At 71.9% G+C, this 25764-nt stretch carries 32 protein-coding genes and 2 pseudogenes; 25 read left to right on the top strand and 9 right to left on the bottom strand.

Annotated features, from left to right (window positions below; all coding sequences use genetic code 11):
- The first annotated feature begins 22 nt into the window (after nucleotides 1-22).
- Both ACGF3A_RS16990 and ACGF3A_RS16985 read left to right on the top strand, forming a co-directional pair.
- A complete protein-coding gene (locus tag ACGF3A_RS16990; RefSeq protein WP_393730383.1) occupies nucleotides 23-478 on the top strand; it encodes a DUF6238 family protein in 456 nt (151 codons plus the stop codon).
- A gap of 20 nt (nucleotides 479-498) precedes the next feature.
- Nucleotides 499-2067, top strand: coding sequence for an ATP-binding protein (locus tag ACGF3A_RS16985; protein ID WP_393730381.1), 1569 nt, complete (start codon nucleotides 499-501; stop codon nucleotides 2065-2067).
- 178 nt (nucleotides 2068-2245) lie between these two features.
- Here ACGF3A_RS16985 and ACGF3A_RS16980 read toward each other — a convergent pair whose 3' ends face one another.
- Entirely contained in the window at nucleotides 2246-2506 is a 261-nt protein-coding gene (locus tag ACGF3A_RS16980) for a chaplin family protein (protein ID WP_393730379.1), read from the bottom strand.
- 191 nt (nucleotides 2507-2697) lie between these two features.
- On the opposite strand from ACGF3A_RS16980, the gene ACGF3A_RS16975 reads away from it, so the two are divergent.
- The 23 genes and pseudogenes from ACGF3A_RS16975 (at nucleotide 2698) to ACGF3A_RS16865 (ending at nucleotide 18219) form a co-directional block, all read left to right on the top strand.
- Nucleotides 2698-3354 carry a hypothetical protein gene (locus ACGF3A_RS16975; RefSeq protein WP_393730377.1) on the top strand — a complete coding sequence of 219 codons (657 nt, stop codon included), beginning with the start codon at nucleotides 2698-2700 and terminating at the stop codon, nucleotides 3352-3354.
- An 81-nt stretch (nucleotides 3355-3435) separates the two neighbouring features.
- Nucleotides 3436-3885: a hypothetical protein gene (locus tag ACGF3A_RS16970; RefSeq protein ID WP_393730375.1), complete on the top strand. Its 450-nt coding sequence runs from the start codon at nucleotides 3436-3438 to the stop codon at nucleotides 3883-3885.
- A gap of 13 nt (nucleotides 3886-3898) precedes the next feature.
- Complete coding sequence (locus ACGF3A_RS16965) at nucleotides 3899-4363, top strand: hypothetical protein (RefSeq protein ID WP_393730374.1); 465 nt, start codon at nucleotides 3899-3901, stop codon at nucleotides 4361-4363.
- 35 nt (nucleotides 4364-4398) lie between these two features.
- A complete protein-coding gene (locus ACGF3A_RS16960) occupies nucleotides 4399-4896 on the top strand; it encodes a hypothetical protein (RefSeq protein WP_393730372.1) in 498 nt (165 codons plus the stop codon).
- Nucleotides 4896-5639: a hypothetical protein gene (locus ACGF3A_RS16955; RefSeq protein WP_393730370.1), complete on the top strand. Its 744-nt coding sequence runs from the start codon at nucleotides 4896-4898 to the stop codon at nucleotides 5637-5639. Before ACGF3A_RS16960 ends, ACGF3A_RS16955 begins: the two co-directional genes overlap by 1 nt.
- An 84-nt stretch (nucleotides 5640-5723) precedes the next feature.
- Entirely contained in the window at nucleotides 5724-7520 is a 1797-nt protein-coding gene (locus tag ACGF3A_RS16950) for a type IV secretory system conjugative DNA transfer family protein (RefSeq protein WP_393730368.1), read from the top strand.
- Between the two features lie 82 nt (nucleotides 7521-7602).
- A complete protein-coding gene (locus ACGF3A_RS16945) occupies nucleotides 7603-7803 on the top strand; it encodes a hypothetical protein (protein WP_393730366.1) in 201 nt (66 codons plus the stop codon).
- Nucleotides 7800-8984 carry a DnaB-like helicase N-terminal domain-containing protein gene (locus ACGF3A_RS16940; RefSeq protein ID WP_393730364.1) on the top strand — a complete coding sequence of 395 codons (1185 nt, stop codon included), beginning with the start codon at nucleotides 7800-7802 and terminating at the stop codon, nucleotides 8982-8984. The genes ACGF3A_RS16945 and ACGF3A_RS16940 overlap by 4 nt, the downstream gene beginning before the upstream one ends.
- Before the next feature lie 175 nt (nucleotides 8985-9159).
- A complete protein-coding gene (locus tag ACGF3A_RS16935) occupies nucleotides 9160-9777 on the top strand; it encodes a hypothetical protein (protein ID WP_393730362.1) in 618 nt (205 codons plus the stop codon).
- A pseudogene (locus ACGF3A_RS16930) lies at nucleotides 9674-9958 on the top strand (hypothetical protein); the annotation flags it as partial. The gene ACGF3A_RS16935 and the pseudogene ACGF3A_RS16930, both read left to right, overlap by 104 nt.
- Nucleotides 9959-10028: 70 nt before the next feature.
- Nucleotides 10029-10313, top strand: a pseudogene (locus ACGF3A_RS16925) (DNA cytosine methyltransferase); the annotation flags it as partial.
- A 52-nt stretch (nucleotides 10314-10365) separates the two neighbouring features.
- Nucleotides 10366-10746 (top strand): hypothetical protein, encoded by a 381-nt coding sequence (locus tag ACGF3A_RS16920; RefSeq protein ID WP_393730360.1) that lies wholly within the window; start codon nucleotides 10366-10368, stop codon nucleotides 10744-10746.
- A 276-nt stretch (nucleotides 10747-11022) separates the two neighbouring features.
- Entirely contained in the window at nucleotides 11023-11616 is a 594-nt protein-coding gene (locus tag ACGF3A_RS16915; RefSeq protein ID WP_393730358.1) for a DUF4913 domain-containing protein, read from the top strand.
- 1 nt (nucleotide 11617) lies between these two features.
- Complete coding sequence (locus ACGF3A_RS16910; protein WP_393730356.1) at nucleotides 11618-12394, top strand: hypothetical protein; 777 nt, start codon at nucleotides 11618-11620, stop codon at nucleotides 12392-12394.
- Nucleotides 12391-12855: a hypothetical protein gene (locus tag ACGF3A_RS16905; protein ID WP_393730354.1), complete on the top strand. Its 465-nt coding sequence runs from the start codon at nucleotides 12391-12393 to the stop codon at nucleotides 12853-12855. The genes ACGF3A_RS16910 and ACGF3A_RS16905 overlap by 4 nt, the downstream gene beginning before the upstream one ends.
- A 27-nt stretch (nucleotides 12856-12882) precedes the next feature.
- Nucleotides 12883-13812 carry a DUF317 domain-containing protein gene (locus tag ACGF3A_RS16900; protein ID WP_393730352.1) on the top strand — a complete coding sequence of 310 codons (930 nt, stop codon included), beginning with the start codon at nucleotides 12883-12885 and terminating at the stop codon, nucleotides 13810-13812.
- A gap of 18 nt (nucleotides 13813-13830) precedes the next feature.
- Nucleotides 13831-14622: a hypothetical protein gene (locus ACGF3A_RS16895; protein WP_393730350.1), complete on the top strand. Its 792-nt coding sequence runs from the start codon at nucleotides 13831-13833 to the stop codon at nucleotides 14620-14622.
- 98 nt (nucleotides 14623-14720) lie between these two features.
- Nucleotides 14721-15548, top strand: coding sequence for a DUF317 domain-containing protein (locus tag ACGF3A_RS16890; protein ID WP_393730348.1), 828 nt, complete (start codon nucleotides 14721-14723; stop codon nucleotides 15546-15548).
- 29 nt (nucleotides 15549-15577) lie between these two features.
- Complete coding sequence (locus ACGF3A_RS16885; protein WP_393730346.1) at nucleotides 15578-16405, top strand: DUF317 domain-containing protein; 828 nt, start codon at nucleotides 15578-15580, stop codon at nucleotides 16403-16405.
- Nucleotides 16406-16828: 423 nt separating this feature from the next.
- Nucleotides 16829-17182, top strand: a complete 354-nt coding sequence (locus ACGF3A_RS16880; RefSeq protein ID WP_393730345.1) for a DUF317 domain-containing protein — start codon at nucleotides 16829-16831, stop codon at nucleotides 17180-17182.
- Between the two features lie 31 nt (nucleotides 17183-17213).
- Nucleotides 17214-17693 carry a DUF1707 domain-containing protein gene (locus tag ACGF3A_RS16875; RefSeq protein WP_393730343.1) on the top strand — a complete coding sequence of 160 codons (480 nt, stop codon included), beginning with the start codon at nucleotides 17214-17216 and terminating at the stop codon, nucleotides 17691-17693.
- Between the two features lie 14 nt (nucleotides 17694-17707).
- A complete protein-coding gene (locus ACGF3A_RS16870; RefSeq protein WP_393730341.1) occupies nucleotides 17708-17929 on the top strand; it encodes a hypothetical protein in 222 nt (73 codons plus the stop codon).
- Nucleotides 17930-18018: 89 nt separating this feature from the next.
- Nucleotides 18019-18219: a hypothetical protein gene (locus ACGF3A_RS16865; protein WP_393730339.1), complete on the top strand. Its 201-nt coding sequence runs from the start codon at nucleotides 18019-18021 to the stop codon at nucleotides 18217-18219.
- A 764-nt stretch (nucleotides 18220-18983) separates the two neighbouring features.
- Here the strand turns inward: ACGF3A_RS16865 and ACGF3A_RS16860 are convergent.
- The 8 genes from ACGF3A_RS16860 to ACGF3A_RS16825 form a co-directional block, all read right to left on the bottom strand.
- Nucleotides 18984-20096, bottom strand: a complete 1113-nt coding sequence (locus ACGF3A_RS16860; protein ID WP_393730337.1) for a pentapeptide repeat-containing protein — start codon at nucleotides 20094-20096, stop codon at nucleotides 18984-18986.
- 529 nt (nucleotides 20097-20625) lie between these two features.
- Nucleotides 20626-20961: a hypothetical protein gene (locus ACGF3A_RS16855; RefSeq protein WP_393730335.1), complete on the bottom strand. Its 336-nt coding sequence runs from the start codon at nucleotides 20959-20961 to the stop codon at nucleotides 20626-20628.
- A gap of 81 nt (nucleotides 20962-21042) precedes the next feature.
- Entirely contained in the window at nucleotides 21043-21456 is a 414-nt protein-coding gene (locus tag ACGF3A_RS16850) for a hypothetical protein (protein WP_393730333.1), read from the bottom strand.
- A gap of 77 nt (nucleotides 21457-21533) precedes the next feature.
- Complete coding sequence (locus tag ACGF3A_RS16845; protein ID WP_393730331.1) at nucleotides 21534-23264, bottom strand: relaxase/mobilization nuclease domain-containing protein; 1731 nt, start codon at nucleotides 23262-23264, stop codon at nucleotides 21534-21536.
- 5 nt (nucleotides 23265-23269) lie between these two features.
- Complete coding sequence (locus tag ACGF3A_RS16840; RefSeq protein ID WP_393730329.1) at nucleotides 23270-23644, bottom strand: plasmid mobilization protein; 375 nt, start codon at nucleotides 23642-23644, stop codon at nucleotides 23270-23272.
- A 251-nt stretch (nucleotides 23645-23895) separates the two neighbouring features.
- Nucleotides 23896-24120: a hypothetical protein gene (locus ACGF3A_RS16835; RefSeq protein WP_393730328.1), complete on the bottom strand. Its 225-nt coding sequence runs from the start codon at nucleotides 24118-24120 to the stop codon at nucleotides 23896-23898.
- Between the two features lie 134 nt (nucleotides 24121-24254).
- On the bottom strand, nucleotides 24255-25154 hold the full coding sequence (locus tag ACGF3A_RS16830) for a DUF2637 domain-containing protein (RefSeq protein WP_393730326.1): 900 nt from the start codon (nucleotides 25152-25154) through the stop codon (nucleotides 24255-24257).
- A complete protein-coding gene (locus ACGF3A_RS16825; protein ID WP_393730324.1) occupies nucleotides 25151-25702 on the bottom strand; it encodes a WhiB family transcriptional regulator in 552 nt (183 codons plus the stop codon). The genes ACGF3A_RS16830 and ACGF3A_RS16825 overlap by 4 nt, the downstream gene beginning before the upstream one ends.
- Nucleotides 25703-25764: the final 62 nt, after the last annotated feature.

Here is a 25764-nt window from a genome sequence, read left to right as displayed (position 1 = left end):
ACGCTCGACCGAAGGTCCCCCTATGCCGACCGACCCTCCGCCCGCAGCGGCCTCGGACTTCGTGCCGTTCGCCACCGCCGCGCTCGACTTCCACCGCGCGCTCAATCTGCCCACCTCGCCCGTCGCCGCCTCCCGCGCCGAGCTGGACTCGCTCCACGCGCACCTGGTCGCCCTCTACGGCCTCCTGGACGCGCACACCACCAGCACCTCTGCGGTGGCCGCCGTCGAGGGCGACCATCTGCGGGCCTGCCGGATCCGGCTGTGGCAGGCAGCCGACCACCTCCACACCGCCTTCCACACGGCCCCGCTCCCGGACACCGGCCGGCCACCCGCCCGGGAGACGTGCCGGGCCCGGCTACCCGAAGGGGCGCCCGAACTCACGGTGTGCCAGCGCCACCTGGCCACCTCCGCCCGAGTACGCCGCGACCACACCCCCTCCGATCTGCGCGACCCCTTCACCGGCCTCACCCGCCACTGACCCCAGGAGCACCACCCCGCATGTCCCCCTCGACACGCCCCCGCGCCACCGCCAGCCCACTGTTCGTCCCGGCCAAGCGCGACCGCCACGCCGCACGCGCCGCACGGGCCCACCTCGCCACCGCCCGCGACCAGGCCCGACACGCCAACCGGCCCACCGCCCGCACCACCGGCTCCGGACTCGACCCCGAACTACGGGCCACCTACCCAGCATCCGGTCGCCCCGGCACCGCCTCCGCCCGCGGCGGCAGCCTCAAGCTCCCCGCGCACCGGATGACGACCGCGACCGCCTCGGGCGCCTACCCGTTCCTGGCCGAGGGCGGTCTCGGCGCGCACGGCATCTACGTCGGCCGCGACGTCCACGCCGAGGCCGCTTTCTGCTACGACCCGTTCTCCCTCTACGGGCGGCTCGACGGGTTCACCAACCCCAACATCCTTCTCGCCGGGGTGATCGGGATGGGCAAGTCCGCCCTGGCCAAGTCCCTCGCGTTGCGCGCCGTCGCCTTCGGCTACCGCATCTACGTCCCCTGCGACCCCAAGGGCGAATGGACCCCCGTCGCCCGCGAACTGGGCGGCCAGACCATCGCCCTCGGCCCCGGCCTTCCCGGCCGCCTCAACCCCTTGGACGCCCCCGCACGCCCGAGCGGGATCAGCGAGGAGGACTGGCGCACCGAGGTCCGCAAGCGCCGCCTGCTCCTGCTCGGCTCACTCGCCAAGACGGTCCTGCGACGCGAGCTGCACCCCATGGAGCACACCGCGCTCGACATCGCGCTCGACGAGGTCGTCGCCCACGCCGAGGCCAGCGGAGGCACGCCGCTGCTCGGGCAGGTCGCGCACGTCCTCGGCTCCCCGGAACAGCTCGACGCCGCCCACGGCGAATCCTCCGGCCGCCTGGGGAACGCCGCCGAAGACCTCGCCCACGCCCTGCGCCGCATGGTGCACGGTGACCTGGCCGGGATGTTCGACGCGGCCTCGACCGTCGCCTTCGACCCAAGCGCGCCCATGCTGTCCATCGACCTGTCCCGCCTGGGCGGCGCGGGCGACGACACCGCCCTCGTCCTGGCCATGACGTGCGCGAGCGCGTGGATGGAATCCGCGCTCGCCGACCCGGACGCCGGACGCCGCTGGGTGATCTACGACGAAGCCTGGCGCGTCATGCGCCACGTCGCCCTCCTGGAGCGCATGCAGTCCCAGTGGAAGCTCTCCCGCGGCCTGGGCATCGCCAACATGATGGTCATCCACCGCCTCTCCGACCTGCTCACCGCAGGCGACGCCGGATCACGCGGACGCGCGCTCGCCGAGGGCCTCCTCACCGACTGCTCCACCCGCATCATCTACCGCCAGGAAGCCGACCAGCTCGCCGCAGCCGCCGCCCTCCTCGGCCTGACCGGCGTCGAAGCCCAAGCCGTCTCCGCCCTCACCAAGGGACGCGGACTGTGGAAAGTCGCAGGCCGGAGCTTCATCACGCAACACCTGCTCCACCCACGGGAACGCGAACTGTTCGACACCGACGCCCGGATGCACGGCGTCCCCGACGGGGTCCCGGCTTCCGGGCGGGGAACGGACGCGATCCCACGGGAGAGGTCCTGATGAAGGGGCTCTCCACGCGCGTGGTTCCCCGAACCCTTGACTTCGCCTTGGCAAGCACGGGCACCTGCGGCCCGGTCCCAGCGGACGGCTCTCGTACTGGACGTGGGCACCCGCTGGTGCGGGTGCCCAGGGGGCCCGGTGGGGATGTGGCTCCGCTGCGGGCCCGTCGGTCCAACGACTACGTGGGCGAGCCGGGCTGGCCTGGTGCTGCACAGGGGTTGCCGAGTGCGGCGTTGAGGGCGGCGTTGCTGGCGACAACGTCGTTGCACTTGGCGGTGGGCACGAGAACTGGCGCGAGAACCGAAGCTGGCGAGCCGTTGCCGGGGCCGTTCACGGCCGCGCCCTGAGCATTGCCACCACCGGCGGCAGCGGTACCGGCTCCGGCGAGGACGGAGGTGGCCGCCAGCGCAGTGACAGCGAGGATGGTGCGAACGGGCATGGATTCTCCTTCGGGGGGGGGGGATCGCCCGACGACTCTCCCCGCACTGAGCCCCCAAACGCACCTCCCTCGGATGAGCAGCGCGAACCACTCCTTCAGAGGACAACCGCTGCTGTGGACCGTCGATCGAACCCGCCGCGAGATGCGGCCACGAACTCACCATCCGACCGGCCCCTGCGAAGGAACCCAAGATGTCGCTTGATCCGACGACCCGCGAGTCCCTCCTCGCCGCACTCCCCGAGGCCGCTGAGCGTGGGCGCAAAGCTCTGGAGGACTGGGACGCCGTCTCCGACAGTCTGTGCGACGAGAACCACGAACCGCTCGACGAGCGGTACGACGTGCGCCAGCACCAGCGGGACGCAGAAGCCTGGGCCGCCTTCGAGTCCTTCCTCGATCACGGTCCTGAGCTGCTCGCCCAAGCCGAGACGGACTTCCGCGCTCTCCACCAAAGCGACGGGCCCCCGGACTGGGAAGCCATCGCGCGCCGCAGGCATCAGCTCGCCGAACTGCGCCACGCCGTCGAAGGGGGTCGGGCGGAGCGTGCCGCCTGGGAGGGGGCGAACGAGGTGATCCTGCCCGGCCCCGAAGGCGACGAACTGCGGCGCAGGATGGAGATCTCGCGCAACGCCGAGGGCTGGCACTACACGATCACGTTCGCCGACCACGCCGACGTCCTGGTCGAGATCGACCAAGCGATCCGCCAGCGTGCGGACTCCGGTGACGCGCGCACGGCGCAGGCCAACGCGGCGCGCGCCCGTTCCACCACCGCACCTGTTGCGACGCCACTCTCCGAAGGTCCGGCGCCCGGCGTCCCGTCCCCTCCTGGCCGGACGCACCGGACGCGCTAGCGGAAATCTCCGGCACCGCCAAATCCCGCATTCCCGCGGATCCTCGCCCTCGTATGTCCCCGATCCAGCGAGGTGCACCTCGTGGCGGAAGCTCCGCACATCACCATCGGCCACCATCCCCACGTCGGCGTCGTGGCCGCCCCCTCCCACGATCACCACGTCACCGACCACCTGCTTCACCGAGTGGGCTTCGAGCGCCTCGACGACGGCGCCCTCTACGTCCTGGCAGAGCCCGATCGCGATCCGGTACGCCGCACCCAGCTCGCGGTCCAGTCGCTACGCGCCGCGCATCAGAGCGTCAGCGCCGACGCCGCCTACGACCTTCATCCCGGCGAGCGTCCGCCCCTGCCCGGTGATCCTCCGAAGGCGCCGTCCTTCGCGGCGGCTTCCGTCCAGCAACGACGGGCTCAGGCGGCGACGGCCATCTCGCCCGCCCGCAGGGGCATCACCGTCGCGCCGTCCACGCCTCCGGTCGAGCGCTCGCACCGGCCCAGCCCGGCCGCCGCCCAGCAACCAACGCCCCACCTCTAGGAGAAACGTTCCTGTGTCCTCGCAGCCTGAGCCGGACGTCGCCTTCGGCACCACCCGCGACTTCGGTATCGCCGCTGCGGTCGCCGATGACCGGCCGTTCCTCGACGAGGTCCTGCGCAAGCACCACTTCGCCTTCGAGGCCCGGCTGAACGTGTACCTGCTGCCGCCCGAGACGGCGTACGACGTCACGGTGAAGAACATGGCCGCCGCCACGCGCGAGTTCCAGGCTGCGGGCCTGTCGGTCGCAGCTGATCCCCGCGCCGTCGTACCGCCCCACCCGGACGGTCCCGCGCACGCTCCCGCCCACTCCGAAGCCGCTGGCTCCGATCCGCAGGAGGGGCGCCGAGGGGACCACGCTGCGCGCTCCCACGCCGCTCGGGCCGCCTCGCCTCAGCGCCCCGCCCCCACACAGAAGCCCGCGCCCCCGTCCCCGCGCGCGGCACCCCAGCCGCCGACCGGCAACCGCCGAACCCGCTGATTCATCCCCTCTTCGCTCAGTAAGGAGCCTGCTCGATGCCCGTGAAGAAGATCTGGTCCATCGACCACGCCTGCGGCCACACCCTCGAAGCCGACCTGTCCGAGCGCCCCGCCGGCCGACGTGCCGGCTACGCCCGCTGGCTCGCCTCCCGTGACTGCTCCGAGTGCTGGCAAGCCTCGAAGCGCCAGGACTCCGCCTCCTTGGCGGAGTGGCTGGTGGGCAAGCGCGCCGAGGAGGCGGCTGAGGCCGAATCGTGGGCCGACCGGTACCGGATGCCGCCGCTGGAAGGCAGCGAACGCGCAGTCGACTGGGCGGCCCGCTGCCGCCACCAGCTCGTCACCGCCGCCTACACCGTGCTCGTCGCCGAGGGTGAGATGGACGAGGACGCGTGGCAGGGCATCGAGGAGGCCGTTCGGCCGCTGACCCGGGCGGGGTGGTGGATCGACAACCGCGAGGCCGACCCGGCGGACCTGCCCGAGCTGCTGGAGGCAGCCGGTGAGGCCGACCGGCCCACTGAGAACCCCCACTTCTGATGGGCGAACCAGTGCCTCAGCCTCCCGAAGTCGCCATCACCCGCCTGGACACCGATCTTGTGGTGGCCGAAGCCGTGGACGAGCGCTCCGCCCAGCTCGTCACGGGCGTCGGCTTCCGCCGTGACCAGCAACTCGGCCCGTCCCAGTACCGCCTCCCGAACGGGATGTCCGCGACGGACCAGCAGAAGACGGCCAGCCTCGCGACGCGCCTGCTCGCCCAGGAGGGCTACGCCGTCGCCCTGTCCCCGTCGCTTCGCGAGGGACCGCTCACGCCCGCGGACCCGCAGGACAACTACGCCGCCGGACGCCGTATACGGGATCTGACCGTGCGGATGACCGGCGCGCACACCTACGCACGCGCCAAGCACCACACCGACCAAGTGCTCCACCCCGACTTCGGGGTGCTGGCCCGGCTGGGCGAGTTCTTCGAGGCCGCCGCCGAGCAGGCGCAAGCCTCCGAGACCGACGAGGGCTGGGAACTGCACTACCGGTTCATGGAGGCCGCCGACACGCTCACCGGCCTGCGGGAGGAGCTGGATGACGCCTCCGAGGAACTGCGCAGCCTCGGCCTGCCCCGGCAGCTTCGTGAACTCGGCCCGCCCGAGCCACCGCACTGGCGCGACCGCGTCGCGCACTACAACGCCACCGCGCCCAAGCGCCCGACCGCCCCCACCTCGGACGCAGCTGCCACCCGCCCGGCACCACCTGCGTCGCCCGCCCCGTCCCCACGCCGCCACCACTAGGAGCACGCCCGTGATCACCCGTAGAACCCCCGGCCCGCCCCGCGCTCCCCCACCGCCCGACCTCGCACGTTCTGGGATCTCCTCTTGTCTGAAGCGCGTACCAGGACTCCGTCGGCCACCACCGGCACGGACGTCCTGCTCTATCTCCTGCTCACCCTCGCCGCCCTCGGGATCGGCGGCGGCAATCTCGGCTGGCTGTTCGGCAACCTCGCCAACGACGCCTTCGGCTCCGGCGGCTGGGCCGCCTACGCACCGAACCAAGCCCTCTTCCACCCCGACGCCCTGTGGCCGCACCTGCCCCGGCCCGCACTTCTCACCGCCTGCTACGCCCTCCCCGCCGTGCTCCTGCTCACGGCCGCCGGGCTCGGAGCGAAGCTCTGGCTGCGCTTCCGCTCCAGCCCCCAGGGTCTCGCCGACCGCCGCGAGCTGGGGGGCCTGCTCCCGAAGAAGGCCGCCGCGAAGGCCACCGGGCTGCGCCCCAGCCTGAATGGCACGAAGCCGTCCGCCGTCGCCCCCGACGATCGCGGGGTGCTGCTCGGCTCGCTGAAGCCCGGGGCGGCCGAGGTGCGCTCCTCCTGGGAGGACGTCCTGCTGGCCATCATGGCGCCCCGCTCGGGCAAGACCTCCGGCTTGGCGATACCCGCGATCCTGCGAGCGCCGGGCGCGGTGCTGCTGACGTCCAACAAGGCGGCCAACGACGCCTACACCACCACGCTCGACGAGCGCGCCCGCGTCGGCACGGTCTGGACACTGGACCCGCAGCAGATCGCGCACGCCGAGCAGACGATGTGGTGGGACATCCTCGCGGGCGCGAAGGACCTGACCGGCGCCCGGCGGCTCGCCCAGCACTTCGTCACCGCCTCCGTGGACGAGTCCAGCGCCGGAGACTTCTGGTCGACGGCCGCAGCCAATACGCTCACCGCGCTCTTCCTCGCGGCGGCACGCGGCGGGCGGCCGGTCACCGACGTGACCGCCTGGCTCGCCTCCCCGTCCGACCGCACGCCGATCGACCTGCTCACCGATGCCGGCCTGGACGCGGTCGCCGCGCAGTTGCAGGGCACCGTCGCCGGGGCCGTCGAGACCCGCGACGGGATCTTCGAGAACGCCCGGCAGTACGCGAGCTGCCTGCTGGACCCCCGCATCGCCTCCTGGGTCACCCCGCCCCAGGGCGGCGCGACGTTGCGGGAGTTCAAGCCCGAGGACTTCTCCCGCAGCACCGACACGCTGTATCTGCTGTCCAAGGACGGCGGCGGATCGGCTTCGGCGATCATCGCGGCGGCGGCCGACGCGGTGATGCGCGCGGCCGTCATCCAGGCCGAACGCGACGGCGGACGCCTCGACCCTCCCCTGTTGAGCGTCCTGGACGAGGCCGCGAACGTGTGCAAAATCCAGGACCTGCCCGACCTGTACTCCCACCTCGGCTCGCGCGGGGTCATCCCGATCACGATCCTGCAGTCCTACCGCCAGGGGCAGCGGGTGTGGGGCGAGACCGGGATGGACGCCCTGTGGAGCGCGGCAACGATCAAGCTGATCGGCTCCGGCATCGACGACGCCGACTTCGCCGACAAGCTCTCCCGCCTGGCGGGCGACCACGACGTGCAGACCCTCTCGGTCTCCTCCAGCGACTCCGGACACTCCTCCTCAGTCTCCATGCGCCAGGAGCGGGTGCTCCCGCCCGACAAGATCCGGGCGCTGCCCAAGGGCAGTGCCCTGTTGCTGGCGACCGGCGTCCGCCCGGCCCTGCTGGATCTCAAGCCCTGGTACCGCGAGGGCGACGCCGACCGGATCGGCGCCGCCTCGAAGAAGGCCACCGCCGCCATCACCGCCCGCGCTCTGGCCAAGGACCTCCCCCGCCGCGACCAGTACGGACCAGCCGCATGACCGGCCGCCTCGGGAACCGCACCCCGGCGAGACGCACGGCCACCGCCGTGTCCGCCCGCCCTTCCGCTCGCCGAGGTGCCCCATGTTCTCTCCCGCCCCATCCCCCTCTTCGCGCGACGGACAACTCGCCGATGTCCCCGTCGTACGTGGTCCCGGTGGCTGGTGGCTGGTCGCCGCCAGCGGCGCCGTCGCCGCCGATCCCGCCCTTGACCGGATGCTCGATCGTCATGCCGTCGATCTCGCGGCGGCGAACCGCGCGGTCGACGCCGTGGAGCCAGGGTGAGCGAGTCGCCGCTGATGCAGGCCGAGCAGGCCGTGCTCGGCGCGGTGTTGCTGGAGCCGCGTCAGCTCGGCCGCCTGGCCGGGTGGCTGCGCCCCGAGCACTTCTACCGCCCCGCCCACGCCGCCCTGTACACGGCGATGCTCGACCTGCGCGCCCAAGGGCATCCCGCAACGAGGGCGCCTGCGGGTGAGCCAGTGCCGATCTCGTGGGTCAACGGGGTCCAGGAGGGGGCGGGCGCGCGCACCCGCGGGGTGACGGCCGCGTACGTGCACTCCCTGGCCTCAGCCTGCCCGCGCCCCGCGCACGCGCCGGTCTACGGGCGGATGGTGCTGGAGGGCGCCATCCACCGCAGCGTCGCCGAGCATGCCCACCGCCTGCACCAGGCCGCCCGCGAGGACGCCGCCCGCGGCGCCGGAGTCGCAGCCACCCTCCATCACGCGCAGGTCCTGGCCGACGTCCTCGACGACCTCGGCCGCCGCTGGGGCACCGAACCCCGCCCCGCGCACGCCCCGACACCGCAGGCCGCGCCTCGGTCCGTACAGGTGTCGGCGGACGAGCGGGTGCGGGATGCCGAGGAGTTCCTACTCGGCGTACTGGCCACCCACCCGCACCAGATGCGGGAGGTGGTCGGCTGGCTGCGACCGGAGGACTTCTCCGACCCGGGTCACGAGCACCTCTACCGCGCCCTGGGAGGGCTGCACCACCGGGGCGAGCCGATCGACGCGCTCACCGTGCTGTGGGAGTGCCAGCGCCGGGGAACGCTCGCCGACTGCACTCTGGACGCCGAGCGCGTCCGCCACCTGTGCGCGAGTGCAGCCGGAGGGTCGGCCGACTACTTCGCCGAGCAGATCCTCGACGCCTCCCTGCTGCGCACCGCCACCGCCTCCGCCCGGCACATCCGCGACCTGGCCGACGACAAGGCGCTCGCTCCCGGCCCGCTCATCCACCAGGCCACTGCCGCGCTCGTCCCGCTCAACGAGGTACGCCGATGGCGCGCTGCCGCCGCCGAAGGCGAACCGGATACCGCCGCCACGAAGCCGTCGGGGGCACCTCCTGAAGCTCGTGCTGCCGCTGCTCGTGTCCGCACCACCGCGCCCTCCGCCGGTACGAAGCCGGCGTCGAGCGCGAGCATGCCGGCCCGCACCCTGCGCTCCGTGCGCCCTCACCGGAGCCCGTCGTAACTGCCCCGATTCGTCACCGCAGCCGATGAGTTACGGACCGCCGCCCCCGCCCGGCAGGACAACGTGACCACAGCCGCTCCGGAATCTCCGCGTGCCGACCTCCGCAGACGTGCGTCGGCGCCGAGCGCGCCTACGCGATGTCCCCTTTCCCTCAGCGCACGTGCAGGAGCACTTCGTGAACGACGACGACCACCAGGCCCGGACCGAACAGCAGCGCATGCTGCGCCGGGCCGAGGAACTCAGCCGCACCCGCAAGGCGATACGTCTGCCTCACGCCCCGGACGATCTGCCCACACTCGCGCATGCCTCGGCACAGTTGGCCGACCTAGCACGCCTCGTCCAGGACCTGACCCAAGAGGTCCATGCGCGCGGCGACACCCAGCAGCACGATCCCGGCTTCGACGCTGCCGTCGGTGCCTGGGCGCGGGCGGCCGGAATTCTCAGCGAAGCCGTAGGCCACTACGGAGCGGCCTACCGCCAGCTCGGCTTCCTCCACGCCCACCGCCACACCCCCGAGCACACGGCCCTGCGCAACGGGCACCGCACGGCGTTCACCCTCGCCCAGGAACGCATTGCCGATGCCCGCGACCGCCTGTCCTCCGCACGCGGCGCCCTGGACAACAGCGCCGCCGTCCTGGAGGGACCGGATGGCCCGTCGGTCTCCCGCGCGGCTCGCGCCAGTTCCACATATGCCGATCCCGCCCGAAGCCAGGCTCCGCCGGATGTGGAAGCACCGGCGGATACTCCCGCGCAGCAGCCGCCCCGTGCACCCGGGGTCGCGCGTGGGCGCTGACCCGGCGGCGGAGGGCTCCGGCCCGCCGATCGGGAGCTTGTGCTCCGGCTACGGCGGCCTGGACCTGGGCGTCCAGGCCGCCCTCGGCGGCACCCTCGCCTGGCATGCCGACATCGATCCCGGAACCTCCCGGGTCCTCGCCCGCCACTGGCCCGGTACGCCGAACCTCGGCGACATCACCACGGTCAACTGGGCCATGGTCCCGGAGGTGTGCGTGCTGACCGCCGGGTTCCCTTGCCAAAGACGTCTCGATCGCCGGACGCCGTGCTGGTCTGCTGGAAGGAAACCGCTCCGGGCTGTGGCACCACGTGGTGCGTGCCATCGACGCCCTCGACCCCTGCCTGGTGGTGATCGAAAACGTTCGAGGACTCCTCACCTCCCCCGCCGCTGCCGCTGGCGAGGTGGAACCGTGCCCGTGGTGTGTGGGAGACACCGCAGGCCGGCCTGCTGTGCGCGCACTCGGTGCCGTACTCGGATCCCTGGCCGACCTCGGGCGCGATGCGCGCTGGTGCGTGCTACGCGCCAGCGACATCGGCGCCCCGCACCGGCGCGAGCGACTCTTCCTCACCGCCTGGCGACCAGGCGCCCTTGCTGAAGACACCGACCAGCAACATCGCTACCAACGGCGGCAGCCAGCACCCCGCGAAACGGAAGGAGGGCGGACACGGCCCCAACCTCGCGGACGAGATCGAGTGGCTGCTGCCCACCCCGAAGGCGTCCGACGGCATCAAGGGCTCGCCACGCCAGCGGCACGGAAACGGCGACCTGACCCTGCCTTCGGCGGCAGCGCAACTGAGCCGCCGGACGACCACGCCCCCTGGTCGCCCGAATCCGACCCTCGCCCTCTTCGACATCTCGGTCCTGACGAAGAACGCCCCCGGGACTGGGGACGGTATGGAGGAGCGATCTCCCGATGGGAGAGCCTCACGCGCCCCGCACCGGCACCCACCGACGACGTGGGCCGCCTGAGCCCGCGCTTCGTTGAGTGGATGCAGGGCCTGGATGACGGCTGGGTGACCGCCACTCCCGGGCTGGGGCGGCCCGCCCAACTCACCGCGCTGGGCAACGGGGTCGTACCGCAGCAGGCCCGACAGGCGCTACGGCTCCTCGCACCCCGCACGCCCGCCTGCCGTCATCGGCGTGGAGGGTGAGCCGCCCCTTCTACACCTGGTTTCCCGGCCGGGCCAAACCGCTCGTTCTCCGGATCCTCGTCGCTCCCACACCCGAGCGACGAAGGGGCTGTCGATGGATTCCGCCCACGAGCACGAGCCGGTACGGATACCGGACCACGACCTTGACGACCTCGTCTCCACGGTCGCCGGTCTGGTCGCTGAGACCCGCAAGCAGGGCGAGACCCTCGCCCGTCTCGCCGACGAGCAGCCGTCACCGCCCGACGGCGAAGAGAAGGGGCCCGACGGGGCCGCTCCCGCTACCGAACCAGGCAGCGGGAGCAGCTCTGCCGAGGCTTCTTCCTTGTTCGTCCTGGCGATGGCCGGTGCCGCGTACGACGAGGAACTGGCGGCGCTCAAGGTGTGGGTGGAGGACCTGCTGCTGCCGGTCTACGGACGCGAGATCACCGCCACCCGCCCCTGGTGCGCGCAGTGGGCCGAACACCCCGAGGCCGTCGCCCGGCTGCACGCGCTGTGGCTGGCCTGGCAGCAGTTCACCGACGCCGAGGCCGGACTCGCCGGACCCTCCGTGTGGCACCGCGACCACCTCGACCCCGCGCTGATGCAACTGCGCGCGCCGGACGGCCCGTTCAGCGCGTGCACCACCAGCGCCACCAGGCCGAACCACCGGCTGCTGGCCGCCCCCGAGTTCGCGGAAACCGGGGTCTGACGTGGACGTTCCCGACTACCGCATCGACGGTTTCGAACCGGCATCCAACAGCGTCGCGCAGGACTTCGCCGCCGTGACGCTCTCGGACGACATGTACGTCGAGCTGGCCGCGCACCACACCAAGGGCAACACCTTCCTGCTGCTCCACGACCGCGCCGCGACCTGGGACATCCCCGGTACGGCCGAGTACGTCGGGATGCGCATTCAGCGTGATCTGTTCGAGGGCACCTTCACCTTCGAGCACATCCGGCAGCCCACCGTGCCGATCACGCAGAACTGGCTCATCTCGCGCGGCTGTCCGCCCGAGGCGACCGATCTGGGCGCCGCGCCGGGTCCGCGCCCGGCCGATGGGCTCACCTCCCGGCTGGAGGACGTGCTGCGCGCCAATCCGGACGGCAGGTACACGCTGCTGGACCACTACACGCACAACCCCGGCCGCTTCAACGAGGGCATCGAGGTCAGCGCCCTGGTCCACGACGGTCACCCTGACTCGGCCGAGCGGCCCTACCGGCTCTTCCTGGAAGAGGTCACGCCGTCCCTCGACACGTACACCGTGCGCGAGGGCGCCTTCGCCAGCGCCGAGGCGGCCGACGCGTGGCTGGAGAACCGGGACACGCCGCTCCCCCTCGCCCCGGCACCCCCGCGTACGTACGACCGGCGGGCCACCGCTGCCCTCACTCGGACCACCACCCACACCACGGCCAGCGTCCAGCCACCCCTCCCCGGCGTAGCACCCCTGCCGGGCACTGCCCCTGCTCGTTCCCGGGGGCGTTCGTGAGCGCCCGGTACGCCTTCGCCGCGCACCCCGAGGCCCTCGCCGACCTGCACGAGGTCCCCGGGAAGGTCCGGGACCTGGCGCTGCTCGAACTCCAGCACCTGGTGCACGGCAACGAGCGCGGCGCTCCCCTGACCCGTGAGCTGGCGGGCTGCCACAAGGTCTATGTCGATCCGCAGACGCGGTGGCGGATGGTCATCCAGTACCGCGACGCCCCCGCCACCTCCCAGCACCGCCGGGAGATCTACCTGCTGGCCGTCGGCGAGCGGCAGGACCACGCCGCTTACGAGTCCGCCGCCCGCCGCCTGACCCGCGAGCGCCAGGTCCCCGAGGCCGGGCCGCACGCCGGGCGGGCACACGCCGCCCGCGCCCGCTCCGCCCACGCCCCCAGCGCCCGCAACGAGCCGCCCGCTCCGGCGCCGGGGACGGTCACGCCGCAGCCGCACCTGCGGCGCGTGCGCTGACCACTCCAACGAAGAGGAACACCCCGCATGTTCGACGACGACGGCGACGAGCAGCGCTGGCGCGAGTACCACGTCACCCCGCGCTACCTGGCCGGATCAGGCTTCGCCGGCGACCCTGCCTTCGCACCGGTCGGCCACTGGCCCCACCACGACCTCGACGACGACACCTGGTGCCAGCTACTGATCACCAGCCCGGACGGCCGGATCCGCCTCGGCTGGTTCGGCGACGACTACGAACCCGTCAAGATCACCGCAGCCGAGGACGCCGTCGGCCCCGCCCGCTGGACAGCCCGCTTCAACCAGAACTTCCCCCCGGAGATCACCGTCGGATTCACCGAAGCCCTGGCCCAGGACTGGGACCCGGACTCCGAGCGCTTCCTCGCCCGGCCGTCGATCTACTGGGCCGACAGCGTCGAGCCTCTGCTGGAGGCCGGGTGGGAGCGGCTGCGGGCCTCTCGGCCCGGCACGGTGGAGCTGCTCGCGCCCGACGGGCAGGCCGGGGCGTGGATCGACACCCGCGGCTACGGCCGCGAGGAGGAGACCGTACGGCTGTGGGCCGGTCCAAAGGGATACCTCACCCGGGCCGAGGCGACCTTCACCGCCGACACCCCCACCCACCTCATCGCCGCCACCGCCGCCGCGCTGAAGGCGCCCCTCCCCGCCGTCCGGGAACGTCACATGCTCCACCGGGACGTCGAGCACCTCGTCCAGCTCGAACCCGTCCACAAAGCCGGGTCGCGGACCCGCCCCTCCGTGCCCACCCCGCTGGAGGCGAAACGCGCCTCCGTCACTGCCGCCCTGCACCGGGCCGCTCACCAGCCGCCCGGCAGCGCGCGGGCCCGTGCCGCCCAGATCCGCACCGCGCGCACCTGGCCCCGGCCGGGTGCCGCACCCATCGCCGCGCCCCCTGCCGGCGCCGTCCCTACCGCCCGTACGACAGCCCGCCCGCGGCGCTGAACCTCCCGGAGAACCACCATGAACACCACCGCCCCCGCCACCACCGCCGCCTCGGAGCAGGTGCACCACGCCGTCGAGGTTCTCGCACCGCGCTGGACCTCCTGGACACTGCGCACCCTGGGCAAGCACGGTCCCGTTCCAGTACGCGAACTGGCCACCGCCATGCCCTGGCTGACCCCGGGCAGCGCCCACCAGGTCGTGATGCGCATGGAAGCGAGTGGGCTGGTGACACGGCCGGAGCGCGGGGTGGCCACCCTCACCGGCCTGGGACGCAAGACCGATTCCACGCACCGCGCGCTCGCCTCCTGGCACCAGCGGCACTTCGAGCAGAACAACACGCTCTGGAAGCGGGCCGACCGGGTCGAGGACGCTCTCGCACCGCTGCGGGGCAAGGGCACGCTCGACATGCTCTCCGCGCTGGACGGGCACGGCCCGCTGCGCCCCGGCGAACTGCGGGAGGCCGCCGGGTTTGCGACCGGCTCCTTCCACTACCGCACCCAGCAGCTCCTCGACGACGGTCTGGTCACCCGCCTCGGCCCCGAGCAGCACTTCGCCTACGCCCTCACGCCCGCCGCGCGGCAGCTCGCTCCGGTCTACGCCGAGCTGCACGACTTCGGCCACCGCCGCCAGGCCGCCCAGGGCCAAGGTCGGGCCGACCGGCCTGCTGCCTTGGCCAGTCGGGCAACCGCCGCTCGTCGCCCCTCACCCGCCGCTCCGGCCGCACGGGGGCTCTTCTCACACCCGCCCGCCCCGCAGCCCCGCGTTCCGGCCTACGTGACCGCGCTCTCCCACCCCTCCCGCACACGGTGAGCCGCATGCCCAGCCTCAGAAAACCCGTCCGCACCGGTGCCCGCACCGGCCCGGAACGGCCGGGCGCGGGCGCCCGTGCCCCACCACCGGAACGCCCAATGCCACACCACGCCACCGGCGGCGAGACCGTACTCGTCGCGCCCCGCTACCTCGCCGGAACCACCGGCACCGACCCCCTCGCTCCGCTCCTGGACACCACGCCCGACTGGACCCGGACCCTCGTCGGGCCCGATCCGTACTACGCCAGCCCGTGCCAGCGCCTGCGCGCCGCACGGCGCCGGGAGGGCGAGTGGAGCTTCACCTACGCCGCCGACCCGCTCGGCATCCCCGTCTGGTCCGCCCACTTCGACCGCGCCACCCCCGACGAGGTCCTCACCGCCTTCGCCGAGCAGCTCGTCGACGGCCTCGGGAACTACTTCGCCGACCACCTGCACGGCGGCCCCCGCTACTCCGGGCTCACGCCCGCCCGCCTCCTCGCGGCACACGAGTGGAAGCCGGTGCACGGCTCCCGCCCCTGGCACATACTCGCCCCCGACGAGCACGCCGCCTTCCACCTGCGCCTCGGCCACCTCCACGACCACGAGGAACTGCGCGACCGGGACGCAGCCACCTGGAAGTTCACCGCCGGGCCGGACCCGGTCAAACGCCCCGCGTGGACGGCGTCCCTCACCGGCTCCACCCCGCAGCCCCTGTTGACCACGGTCGCCGCCGCCGTGGCCGACCCCCGACCTGTCGAGCGCCCCGCGCACCGCGTGCCCGAACGCCACCGCGCGCTCATCGATCTCCGGCCCGCCGCGTGCTCCGCACGGGTCGCGGCGGCCCAGGCCCGAAGCACCAACCGCCCTGCCCAGCCTCAGCCGAGCGCCCACGAGCCCTCTCGGCCACCCGCAACGGCATCAACGCCCCGCCCGGCGCCCAAGCGCTGAACACCACCCCACGAGCAGGAAGTTCCGACATGCCCGATCCCGAAAGCCAGCCCGCCATCCAGCACGTCTCGCCCGTATACCTCGCCGGGACCGCGCCCAGCGTCCACGCCCTCCGCCCCCTGCAAGAAGCGGGCTTCCGTCAGGAGATCGACCGGGCAGGGAACGTCCGCCTCACCTCACCCCGAGGCGGGCACCACGTCGACTACCTGCCCAACGGCCTGACCCACGCCCTGTGGTGCATCTACGAGGCACCCGACCGCTACACCCCGCCCTCCTGGCTGGCCGAATTCACCACCGGCACACCGCCCGAGGTCGTCGAAGCGCTCACCACCGCCCTCGCCAAGGACGTCCACCGGGCCCGCTCTCAACGGCGGCGGCCCCAGGCCGACCGTGTGCTGCGCCCGCTGGCCGAGGCCGGCTGGCACCGCCGCGAGAACGAATGGGAGATCGAGTTCATCGCCCCGGACCAGCTCGCCGAAGTGCGCTACGACACCACGCCCGGCCACCCTCTCGATCCCGACTACCAGCCGTGGCTCATCCACGGAGGCCGCACGCACGACAACGGCTACATGGACTGGTACGGCGCCTTCACCACCCACGCCCCCACCCGGCTCGTGACCGCCACCGTCGAACGGCTGGCCAACACCAATCCGGTCGACCGCGCCGCCGACGCCGTCCTTCACCCCAAGGCCACGGTCACCACCACCGCGACGCGCTCCACAGCCCCCCGGGCCGCAGCCGCCCGAAGCCGCACCAGCGCAGGGTGCTCTTCACCAGGCACGCCGGAGAGTCCGAGCCCGGCCTCGGCGCAGACGACCGGTCACCCAACCCCGTCCCGGCCACGCCTCCGACGGTGAACCTCCCTATCCCGACACGTCGGCACTCACGGGCCCGGACACCTCCCGCCGCCCCCCGCGGTGCCGACGGACAGGGCCTCTCCAGAGCTCTCGCCAGTTCTTCCACCGTCAGCCCGATCCGCGCTCCGCTGGCCGCTCGCGAGCGCGCCACGGAAGCTGCCTCAGCATCGTCCACACGCTCCTCGAAGCAGCGCTGCCCGTTCGCATCCACCGCCGTCCACCGCCTCGTGTTGCCCCAGTCGTCCCGCACTCAGCCAGTAAAACGACCGGTTCATTCCCGCACGAGACGTCCATCCCTTCCTCGGCCCTCCCGAGTTCGCCTTCGGCAGACACATGCCCTCCCGCACGGACTGGAATGACGCGCCCATTCCAAGTCAACGTACGGACGGCTCGAAAACCCGCAGGTCAACGAAGGGATTCCTCGTGACAACCAACGCACTTACCCCGGCTCACCTCGCGCCCGCCGAGCGCGAGTGGCTCCTCGAATGCCACTGCGCCGATCCCGTCCTGCGGCTGCTGGACAACTGCGGCTGGACCATGGTCGACGACCCCAAGGCCAACGTCTACTGCGCCAGCCCCGACCGGCGGGTGTTCGTCGGGTTCCTCCCCGAGAGCCCGGAGGCCGCCTTCGGCGAGCTGTGGCACATCAGCGTCCACGGTCCCGACGGCCGCCGCGCGTGGAGCACCACCTTCGACCACGACGTCCCCGCACATGCCGTCGCCGGATTCCTCGCCGCTCTCCTCGCCTATCCCGGCCGCTGGTGCGAGTGCATCTGACGCCCACCCCGACCCTCCTGGAGGCCCGACCGTGCCACGTCACCCCACCTTCCTGACCAATTGCGACGCGCCCGCGCCTGCGACGACGCGTGCGTCCGACGCCGATCGCAACCTCGTGCTCACGATCCTCGACACCGCGCTGGCCAACGGCCGTCTGAATCAGGAGGAGCACGACTCCCGTTCCAGTGCCGCGCTCGCAGCCCGGACTCTGGGTGACTTGGCCTCGGTGACCTACGACTTGCCGGAAGCGGAGGACCACGCCCGCGAGGTACGCGGCGCACAGCAGCGCGTCGCGGCGCTCAAGGTCTGGGCGAGGCGGTGGCGGATCTGGCTGCAAGCCGTCGTGTGCTTGAGCGCGATCTGGGGCGTCGACAGCCTCGCCCGCCACGAGTTGACCTACTGCTGGCCGGTCTTCCCGCTCGGCATCTGGTCGGCCCTCCTCGTCGCCTCCATGCTCGCCACCTTGACAACGCCCGAAGCTCCCGCCGCTGACCAGCTCGCACCGAAGTAGCCACGGAGGTACTCATGTCCCGCACGCTCACGGTCGGGCAACTGATCCATCAGCTCCAAACCGTCGACCCCGACCAGCCGGTCTTCCTCGCTGTCAACCCCGACTGGCCCTTCGCCCACCGCATCGACCGGGTCGTCACCGTGCCCGACGGGCCCGGCACCGTGGCCTACATCGCCGAGAACGGCCAAGAGGGCTACCTCCCGTCCACCGTGCGCACCGAGCTGGCCTGGTCCTGAGAACGCCCGCCGCCCGCGATACGGCCCGCTCTGCCGTGTCGCGGGCCGTGCTCTTCCCCTCCCAGTAAGTCGAACGATGGAGGCGCCTCGTGAGCGACATGCTCGGCAAGACTGTCCCCGGTCACGCGGGACCATGTGTACGAGCAAGCCAGGGCTGCACCTGCTACTTCTACCCGGACGAATACGGCACGCGCTCCCGCGCTCTGGCGAAGAAGCGCAGGCGCCGTACCGCCCGCCGCCGCGAACAGCGCATCTGGCAGTCCGACTTCAACGTCCGGAAGCGCCCGTGACCCGGCCCGCCGAATCCCGGAAGGGGCCCAGTCCCGCCTCGCTTCCCACGGACCGGTTCTTCCTGGCCGACCGCGCCCATGCCCCTGTTCCGGCGTGGTCTCGCGGCGCGGTCGTCCAGCGGGCACCCCGCTGCCCGGATGCTCCGATCCTGGCAGCTTGGCTCCGAAAGGAAGCGGGCCACGTTCCCGATGGCCGCATTCTGCTCACCTGGGGCCTGCCCCCGGATCTCGACGGCGGGATGGAGGTGACGGCCTACCTCGGCTTGGCCAGTACGGAGGTACTTCTCGCCACCTGGCCAGACCTTCACGGCAATTGGACTTCCGTCATCCGCCCCACACTCCACGAGGTACTCGGGCTACACGCCGCCATGTCGCTGGCGACCAGCGCGCTACGTCTGGCGAACCGCCTCCTCGAATGAAGCACGACCACGGAAAGGGCCGCCTCGCGTACGAGGCGGCCCTTCGCAATGCACAGGCCCTGGTCGTACTATCGCGCGACGCCCAAGCCGTATCGAAGCATCGTCGCGGCTCACGTATGGCGCCGCTGCCTGTTGTCTTTGTCGTGGAACCCAGCAGTTGCGCCGGATTCAGCGGAATGTTGCTTCGCGACAATGAACCCGGTCGCCGCAGGCCACGACCGTACGAGTAGCTCTCCAGATGCGGATTCCGGCTCGTCGGATCAGGTGTGCCCCTGCATCCGTCCGTGGCTGTCGCTCCGGCATGTGGGTCGTCCAGCAGGGCCGAGGTGTAGTCGCGTCGTCGGTTCAGACGCGCGCCCCGTGCTGGGCCGCGTACTTCCGATCTACGTCATTCAGGTCCGCGCCGCGCAGGTCCGCGCCGCGCAGGTCCGCGCTGCGTGGTTTCGCGTACTGCAGGTCCGATTCGAAGAGAACCGCGTCGCGTAGGTCTGCGGCGCGTAGGTCTGTGTCGCGTAGGTCCGCGCCGCGCAGGTCCGCGCCGCGCAAGTCCGCGCCGAACAGAAGGGCCTCGCGCAGTTTCGCGTCGCTCAGGTCCGCTTCGCGCAGGTTCGCGCTGAACAGGTTCGCCTCGCGCAGTTTCGCGTCGGACAGGTTCGCCTCGCGCAGTTTCGTACCGCTCCCAGTCCCGACCTTCCGGATCATTTCCTTCAAGAGCGCGCCCTCGAATGTGTCGCGCAGGTACGCGCGCAGGTACGCGCGACTCAGGTACGCGCGCGCGTCCACTTCGGGCAATAGTTTCGTGTCGCTCAAGTCTGCTTCGTTCAGGTTCGCGCCGCGCAGGTCCGCGTCGCGTAGGTCCGCATGCAGTTTCGCTCCGCGCAGTTTCGCACCGCTCAGGTCCGCGTCGCGCAGGTCCGCGTCGAGGGCCGCACCGCTCAAGTCTGCTCCGCGTAGGTCCGCATGCTGGAGTTGAGCCGTACCAACCTTGCCGCGAAGACGCGCCCGGGAGCCGACTTCCCGGTCGCTGCCATTCGGGACAGTGAGGTCAGCGTTGGGGAGCTGGGCAGATTTGAGATTGAGGGTGAAGCTCTTGTCGTGGCTGATGTCGCGGGTGGCCAGGACAGTGAGGGCGGCTTGGACATCGACGGGGAGTGCGTCCGAGTCCTGGCCCTTCTTCCAGCTCTTGTCATCGTAGGTGCGAGCGTAGGCGCTAAGGACGTTGGCGATGGTGGTGTGGTCACGTGTCGAGTCCTGCATGATCCGCTGTAGTGCGTAGACACCGCCCAGTCGCACGTCCACCTTTTTGTCGCCGAGGTTCTCCACCGCAGCTGTGTAGCGGTCGGTGATTTGCCCTTCCTTACTCAGCGATCGTTCTGCCCTTGCTTGCTGGTTGGACTGCTGAGTCTGGATCGCGGTGTACCACAGCCCTCCGACTGCGACGAGGGAAGCGACCGCCACCGATGCCAGCTCGACCCGTCGCGCCCAGTCCAGACGCCCTGATGACGACTCGTCACGGATGTCTCCGCGTTGCGGATGTGCCCTGCGGATACCCGGAGTGGTCCGGGTGCGGGAGGCGCGGCGGGTGGTGAGGCGTGTCCGGGAAGGGCGAGAAGGCATACCGGTATTCGATCGTGGTGGGACGGCTGCGCACAGCGGATTCTCGAAAGTGAGGAGGATCTCCGCCCGCGGCCAGTCCCCGCCTGCGACCAGGTACCTCCTTGCTCGCATCCCGACCCGTCGTGTCGACCGGGACCCCGGCGGCGGCATGCAGCCCCTGGGTGTCGATGGCCACCGGGGAAGGGCCGGCTAATCGCCCCCGCTTCTCCCGCACCTGCCAATGCAGCAGGTCATGGATGGTCTGGTCGGTGCCGTCGTCCCACCAGGTGGAGAAGTAACCCGGAGTCTCGCTACTCCACCTTGTGGTCAACGTTCACCGCCACGACGAAACGGATGCCAGTCCATAAATGGAATGGCACCCGCTTCGTCGTCACGCGGATTTGTTTCCGGTCTCCAGGGCGTCGATGGCCGCCATCGCTTCCGCGCGCTTCTCCGGGTCCACGCGGGCCAGGTGCCACAGCAGGTCCACCACCTGCTGCACAGTCGAGTCGCTCACGGGCTCCGCCTGGGTCTCGGACGAAGGGGTGGCCTGGCGCCTCCGGGGGTTCGGGAGGTCTCGGAGGTCGAGTCCTCCGTAGTGGTTCCCGGCGATCTGGATCGCGGTCGAGACCTGCGCTCCGTCGCCGATGTAGTTGGTGTTGCGCGACCGGTAACTTGTGGTGTTCTCGGTGCGGCTGCGTATGTCGTGGTCTCCTGCGTCAGCCATACGTGCAACGTATGACAGCAGTTGGCGAATATGCCAGCAGCCTATGCAGTCAAGATGATGGCATCACCACTCCCGGGCTGGTCAGCCCCACGTGCCGGGAGCGAGGCCCTCGGGGAGGTAGGTGCCAGCCAGCGTGCCGTCGTAGCCGGTGTCCCGGACGACGGCCTCCAGGCTCGGGTACTTCTGGCCGCCCTCGCCTGCCATGGCGTCGAAGTCGGCCCGGGTCAGCTCGGGCTCGTGCCATTCATGGGCGCACCGGCAGCGCAGGAAGACCTGGTTCTGGCGGTCGCAGATGACCAGCCAGTCCCGGCGGGCGCCGCAGTTCGCGCACATCACGGTGATGCCGGTGATGGTGATCGGGTCTGCGTGCGTGGTGGTCTGGATCCGGGTGGCGTCGTCCGGTTCGCTCGCGTCCTGCAGCCGCAGGAGCGGATCGTCGGCGAGCGTTCTCTCCGGCGAGAGGGTTCTGGGCTTCTGGAGTTCTTCGGTGGACATGTGCATCGGCTCCTCGTATTCCTCTGACCAGCCCTAACAGGCGCGAGGCGGTGTCGTCCACACTTTGTGTCGCGGCTTCAGCGCCGGTGTCGGTGTTCGGACGTGGTGGGGTTGTGTGTCGGCCCGGCGGTGTGTGCCTGCTCCTGCCGGGGCTGTTGCTCGGGAGATCGGGTATCGGCGGGGCGTTGTGGTGCGTCCGCGGGAAGGTGCCCGATGCGCCGCAGGCGCCAGACCAGGACGTCGGTGACGCGGTCGGCGGTGTTCAGTTCGCGCCAGGCGACGGCCCGTTGGAGCAGCTCTTCGGGGTCGTGCCCGGCGCGTTCGGCCTGGTCGAGGGTGGCGACCAGGGCGTCCCAGCCGCGTTCGCGGCGAACGCTGCCGGTGCGGCCGGGAAAGGCGGCTTCGACGGTGCCGAGGTGACGGTTCCGTACGCGCTCGGGAAGACGGCGGCCCTGCGCACGCATGACGCGCATCGGCGTGGTCGCGGCGGTGCCGTACGCGGCCCGGAGCTGGTCGGCGGCCTGCCGCGCGGCGGCTGCCTGCTGATGGTGCTGGCGGGCGGCGTGCCAGCGGGCGGCGGCGAGGGTGGCCAGGACCAGGGTGGACAAGAGCATGGCGGTCGCGCCGCCGTCCTCGCCCCGTCCCAGCGCGTTGCCGGCCTGGATGATGCCGCGCGCGGCGGAGCGGACCGCGCGGCCATCGGCGCGTTCGGCGCGGGTGTGCCAGCGGGTGGCGCGTTCGAAGGCGCGAGCCGCTTCGGTCACCTGCTGCCGGGTGGAGGAGGGCGAGGTGTGGGCGAGGGCGTCGAGGACTTCGCCGAGCCCGGAGAGCTGTGTTGCGGCCTCGGCTTCGTCACCGTCGACGGAGACCGTGGTGATGCGCTCCACGATGCCGGCAGCCTCGCGTCGAGCGCGCGCCGGAGCCTCCCGCTGGTGCGGGCGGGTGCCGGGGAGCGGCTGGTTGGCTTCTTTCTCGCTGCCGAGGCGTTGGCGGATTTTGGGGAGGGAGAGGTCGGGGGCGAGGCGGGATCCGGGGAACCAGATGGGTGTCCCGTCGCGGTTGCGGTCGCCGGGCAGGGCGACCTTGTAGCCGAGCACGTCGCCGGAGGGGGCGAGACGCCGGTCGAGGCGCACTCCGGCGTCGGTGAGGCGGCGGAAGAACTCGGCTTCGTCCGCGGCTCCGGCGACGGCCTGGCGGACGTGGTCGCGCAGGAGTTCGCGGGCGGTGGCGGTGCGGCCCGCGCGTTCGGCCTTGGCACGCTCCGCGCTGGTGGGCCGCTTGGCTGCGGTGCCATCGCCGGGGTTGAGTCGACGGAGGCCGAAGTCCTTCTCGATCTGGCGGCATTCGGCCTGGGCGCGGTTGTAGTCGTCGTGGCGGCGGGGTGCGCGGCCGTCCTGGCGCTTGAGGGTGGCGACGATGTGGATGTGGTCCTCGGCGTGGCGCACGGCGATCCAGCGGCACGCTTGCTCGTCGCCTTCCTCGGCGATGCCGACGGCGTGCACGACGCGGCGGGCGACCCCGGCCCACTCCTCGTCGGACAGGTGCCGGTCGCCAGCATCGGCGCGGACCGGGCAGTGCCACACGTGCCGCTTGGGGCGGCGATGCTCAGGTACGGCCTGGACGGGAAGGTCGAGCCGCTCTTGCAGTTGCTTGAGCGTGGCGGCCGGATCGCGGCCGGGGTCGGGGGCCAGCCCCGGCTGCCACGCGGCGACCAGGTGCGGGTCGAGGTGTTCGTCGCGGCGGCCGGGCCCGTAGAGGTAGGCGAGCAGGCCGTACGTCCGGCCGCCGAGGGAGATGTCGGGCACCATGCCGCTCAGCTCCTCGCGATCTCGACGGCGGCGGCCTCGACACGGGCGGCGGCCCGCAGCACACGGGCGAGCGCGTCGTCCGCGTACGGGGCCTCGGCGCCGCTGTTGAGTGCCTTGGCCACCTGGTTGAGGTTGTTGCCGACGCGGGCGAGCTGGGCGGAGGCGCGCATCAGCTCTTCGACGAGGGCGCGCTGGTTCATCAGCCAGCTCTGCGGCCCGTCCTGGGCGCGGGCGACGGCGACCGCGGCGTCGGCGAGGAACCCGGCGACGCGCATGCCCATGGTGGCGGCGGCCTGTTGGACGTCGGCGAGTTCGTCGGCGGTCAGGCGGACGCTGCGGACGCGGTCGCGGTGCTGGACGTGGCGAAGGCGCGGTCGCATGCGCGTCTCGACGACGGCGCGCGGCGTCTCCCCCTCCTGTGGCTGCGATCCGCCCTCGGTCGCAGCCTCGTGGTCCGGCGCCCCCTGGTGCCGGGCCTCCCCCGCTCCTCCTGGGGCGGGGGCATGCCCTTGCGAAACTCCCTCGGCGGCCGTGCCGTCGAGGGAGTTTCGCAAGGTATAGCTTGCTCGGCCTCGTGCCGGGCGGTCGTCCAGGTACTCCTCGTCGGGGGCGCCGGGGTGGTCGGAGGCGGTCATCGGACGCCGTCTTCGGCGCCGAGCCGGACGTCGCGCAGGATCTCGGCGATGTAGTCGAGCGCGAGAACGGGGTGGTGCAGGGTGTGGGGCGTGCTCGACGGCGTCCGCTGCACCGTCCAGGACCGGTCGGGGCCCGATTCGGCACAGTGCAGGTGACCGTGGTCGCGTAGGACGGCGATCCACACGTCGATCTCGTCGCTGGTCGGTGGGGTGGTGCGCACGAGAGGGTTCTCCTTCGCGGAGGACAGGTGGCGAGGGCGAGTTCGGTGACCGGGGCCGGGCGGACACCCCGGCCCCGGTGTCCGGAGTGACCGGGTGACCGGAGAGAAGGGGTGTCCGCCCGGGGGTGCGGCGGTCAGCCGGTGGGGCGGAGGGTGTGGTTGTCCGCCTCGGCGCGGAGTTGCTGCATCAGCTCGGTCAGCCGGTCGTTGGACAGCGGGAGGCCCTCTCCCCGGACAGCGTCCGCGACGACTTTGCGGGTCAGCTTTCCCGCGTCGGTGACCGCCTGGCGGGCCAGGGAGAGCAGTTCGTCGGCGTCACCGGCCTTGGGCCGGTTCTCCGTGGCCGTGCTGGAGGAAGGGGCCTTCGACGGTGCGTCCGATGCGGAGGTGTTCCGCTCCCGGGGACGGGCCCGTTCACCGAGTCCGGGTCTGGCATCCGGGTCGTTGTCCGAAGCTGCGGTGTCCTTGGCCTGGCGCTCCAGGGCAGCCACGGAGTCCATGGCTGGCTCGGCGTTCGGGCTGTCCGGGGCGTCCGCCGGGATCCGCTCGGCGCGGACGGTGGTGTCCGCAGTGCCTGTGGTGACCGGGTGACCGGCCTCGGTGGCGGCGCGGCGGGCGATAAGGATGTAGAGGTGGACGGCTCCGGCCAGGGCGAGCGGGGCAAGCGTGGACAGCACGCCGACCGTCACGTCGCTGAGCCGGAGACCACCGTCCCCGGGTTGGTCGTTGAGGCGGACGGCGTGGAGGGCGTTGGCCCAGATCGACGCGGCCGTGGCGGTGCCGAACAGGGCCCATACGTAGCAACGGGCGCCGAGGGAGGCGCTGCGCATCACCAGGACCGCGCGGACCCCGTAGCCGATGAAGCCGTCGATCACGAGGGGGAAAAGGTAGGTCAGCAGACCGCGGATGTGGATGGCGACGGCCATCTGCTGGAGCGCGTCGTAGGAGAGGGCGCATCCGGCGGCGCCGAGGGCGACGATGGCGGCGCGGTCCCAGCCGGTGATGCGCACCGGTATCGCGTCGGTGTGGGTCACGCGGCCGTCCCCAGCTCGTCGCGGCCCGGGGCCGGGGCGCTCCACGAGGTGTCGGCGTTCTGCTGCTCGACCGCACGGTTGCGGAACTCCCGGCGGACGTGACGGTAGAGCTTCTCGGCGTGCTCTTCGGTGATCTTCAGCAGCCAGGCGAGACGTTCGGCCGGTACGCCCGCCTGGTACGCGGCGCGGGTGACCGCGCGGCGCTCGGCGTCCGTCAGATGGATGTCGCGCCCGGCGAGGACGGCGTTGACGCGGGCGTAGTCGAGACGACGATGGAGCTTGCTGTGGAGCGGCTCGCGTTCCTCCTCGGTCATTCCTCCCCGGATGCCGTCCCGGTCCCCGGCCTCCAGCGCGGCATCCAGGCAGGTGCGACGGACCGGGCACCGAGCGCACAGGGTCTTGGCGGCGCGGATGCGGTCCATCTCCTCCGGTTCAGGGAAGAAGATCGTCGAATCCACGGGCTTGGCCGGGGTGGAGCGGCAGGCGGCATGGTCGTGCCAGACGTGGTCGCCGAGGGTGCGTGGCTCGGCAGACTCGGGGTGGTGCATGAGGGTGTCTCCGTTCGCCCCTGGGGACGCGTCCGGACAGGCGCGGGCCAGAGGATCGTTCG

The organism is Streptomyces sp. NPDC048172, from assembly GCF_043202595.1.
GTDB lineage: Bacteria > Actinomycetota > Actinomycetes > Streptomycetales > Streptomycetaceae > Streptomyces.
Note: the sequence above shows the minus strand (reverse complement) of the source record. Positions and strands in the feature narration are given on the sequence as shown.

Coding starts and splice junctions, on each gene's coding strand:
- ACGF3A_RS16990 (WP_393730383.1), top strand. CDS start 23: ATGCCGACCGACCCTCCGCCCGCAGCGGCCTCGGACTTCGTGCCGTTC.
- ACGF3A_RS16985 (WP_393730381.1), top strand. CDS start 499: ATGTCCCCCTCGACACGCCCCCGCGCCACCGCCAGCCCACTGTTCGTC.
- ACGF3A_RS16980 (WP_393730379.1), bottom strand. CDS start 2,506: ATGCCCGTTCGCACCATCCTCGCTGTCACTGCGCTGGCGGCCACCTCC.
- ACGF3A_RS16975 (WP_393730377.1), top strand. CDS start 2,698: ATGTCGCTTGATCCGACGACCCGCGAGTCCCTCCTCGCCGCACTCCCC.
- ACGF3A_RS16960 (WP_393730372.1), top strand. CDS start 4,399: ATGCCCGTGAAGAAGATCTGGTCCATCGACCACGCCTGCGGCCACACC.
- ACGF3A_RS16955 (WP_393730370.1), top strand. CDS start 4,896: ATGGGCGAACCAGTGCCTCAGCCTCCCGAAGTCGCCATCACCCGCCTG.
- ACGF3A_RS16945 (WP_393730366.1), top strand. CDS start 7,603: ATGTTCTCTCCCGCCCCATCCCCCTCTTCGCGCGACGGACAACTCGCC.
- ACGF3A_RS16915 (WP_393730358.1), top strand. CDS start 11,023: ATGGATTCCGCCCACGAGCACGAGCCGGTACGGATACCGGACCACGAC.
- ACGF3A_RS16900 (WP_393730352.1), top strand. CDS start 12,883: ATGTTCGACGACGACGGCGACGAGCAGCGCTGGCGCGAGTACCACGTC.
- ACGF3A_RS16895 (WP_393730350.1), top strand. CDS start 13,831: ATGAACACCACCGCCCCCGCCACCACCGCCGCCTCGGAGCAGGTGCAC.
- ACGF3A_RS16890 (WP_393730348.1), top strand. CDS start 14,721: ATGCCACACCACGCCACCGGCGGCGAGACCGTACTCGTCGCGCCCCGC.
- ACGF3A_RS16885 (WP_393730346.1), top strand. CDS start 15,578: ATGCCCGATCCCGAAAGCCAGCCCGCCATCCAGCACGTCTCGCCCGTA.
- ACGF3A_RS16870 (WP_393730341.1), top strand. CDS start 17,708: ATGTCCCGCACGCTCACGGTCGGGCAACTGATCCATCAGCTCCAAACC.
- ACGF3A_RS16855 (WP_393730335.1), bottom strand. CDS start 20,961: ATGGCTGACGCAGGAGACCACGACATACGCAGCCGCACCGAGAACACC.
- ACGF3A_RS16850 (WP_393730333.1), bottom strand. CDS start 21,456: ATGTCCACCGAAGAACTCCAGAAGCCCAGAACCCTCTCGCCGGAGAGA.
- ACGF3A_RS16845 (WP_393730331.1), bottom strand. CDS start 23,264: ATGGTGCCCGACATCTCCCTCGGCGGCCGGACGTACGGCCTGCTCGCC.
- ACGF3A_RS16840 (WP_393730329.1), bottom strand. CDS start 23,644: ATGCGACCGCGCCTTCGCCACGTCCAGCACCGCGACCGCGTCCGCAGC.
- ACGF3A_RS16825 (WP_393730324.1), bottom strand. CDS start 25,702: ATGCACCACCCCGAGTCTGCCGAGCCACGCACCCTCGGCGACCACGTC.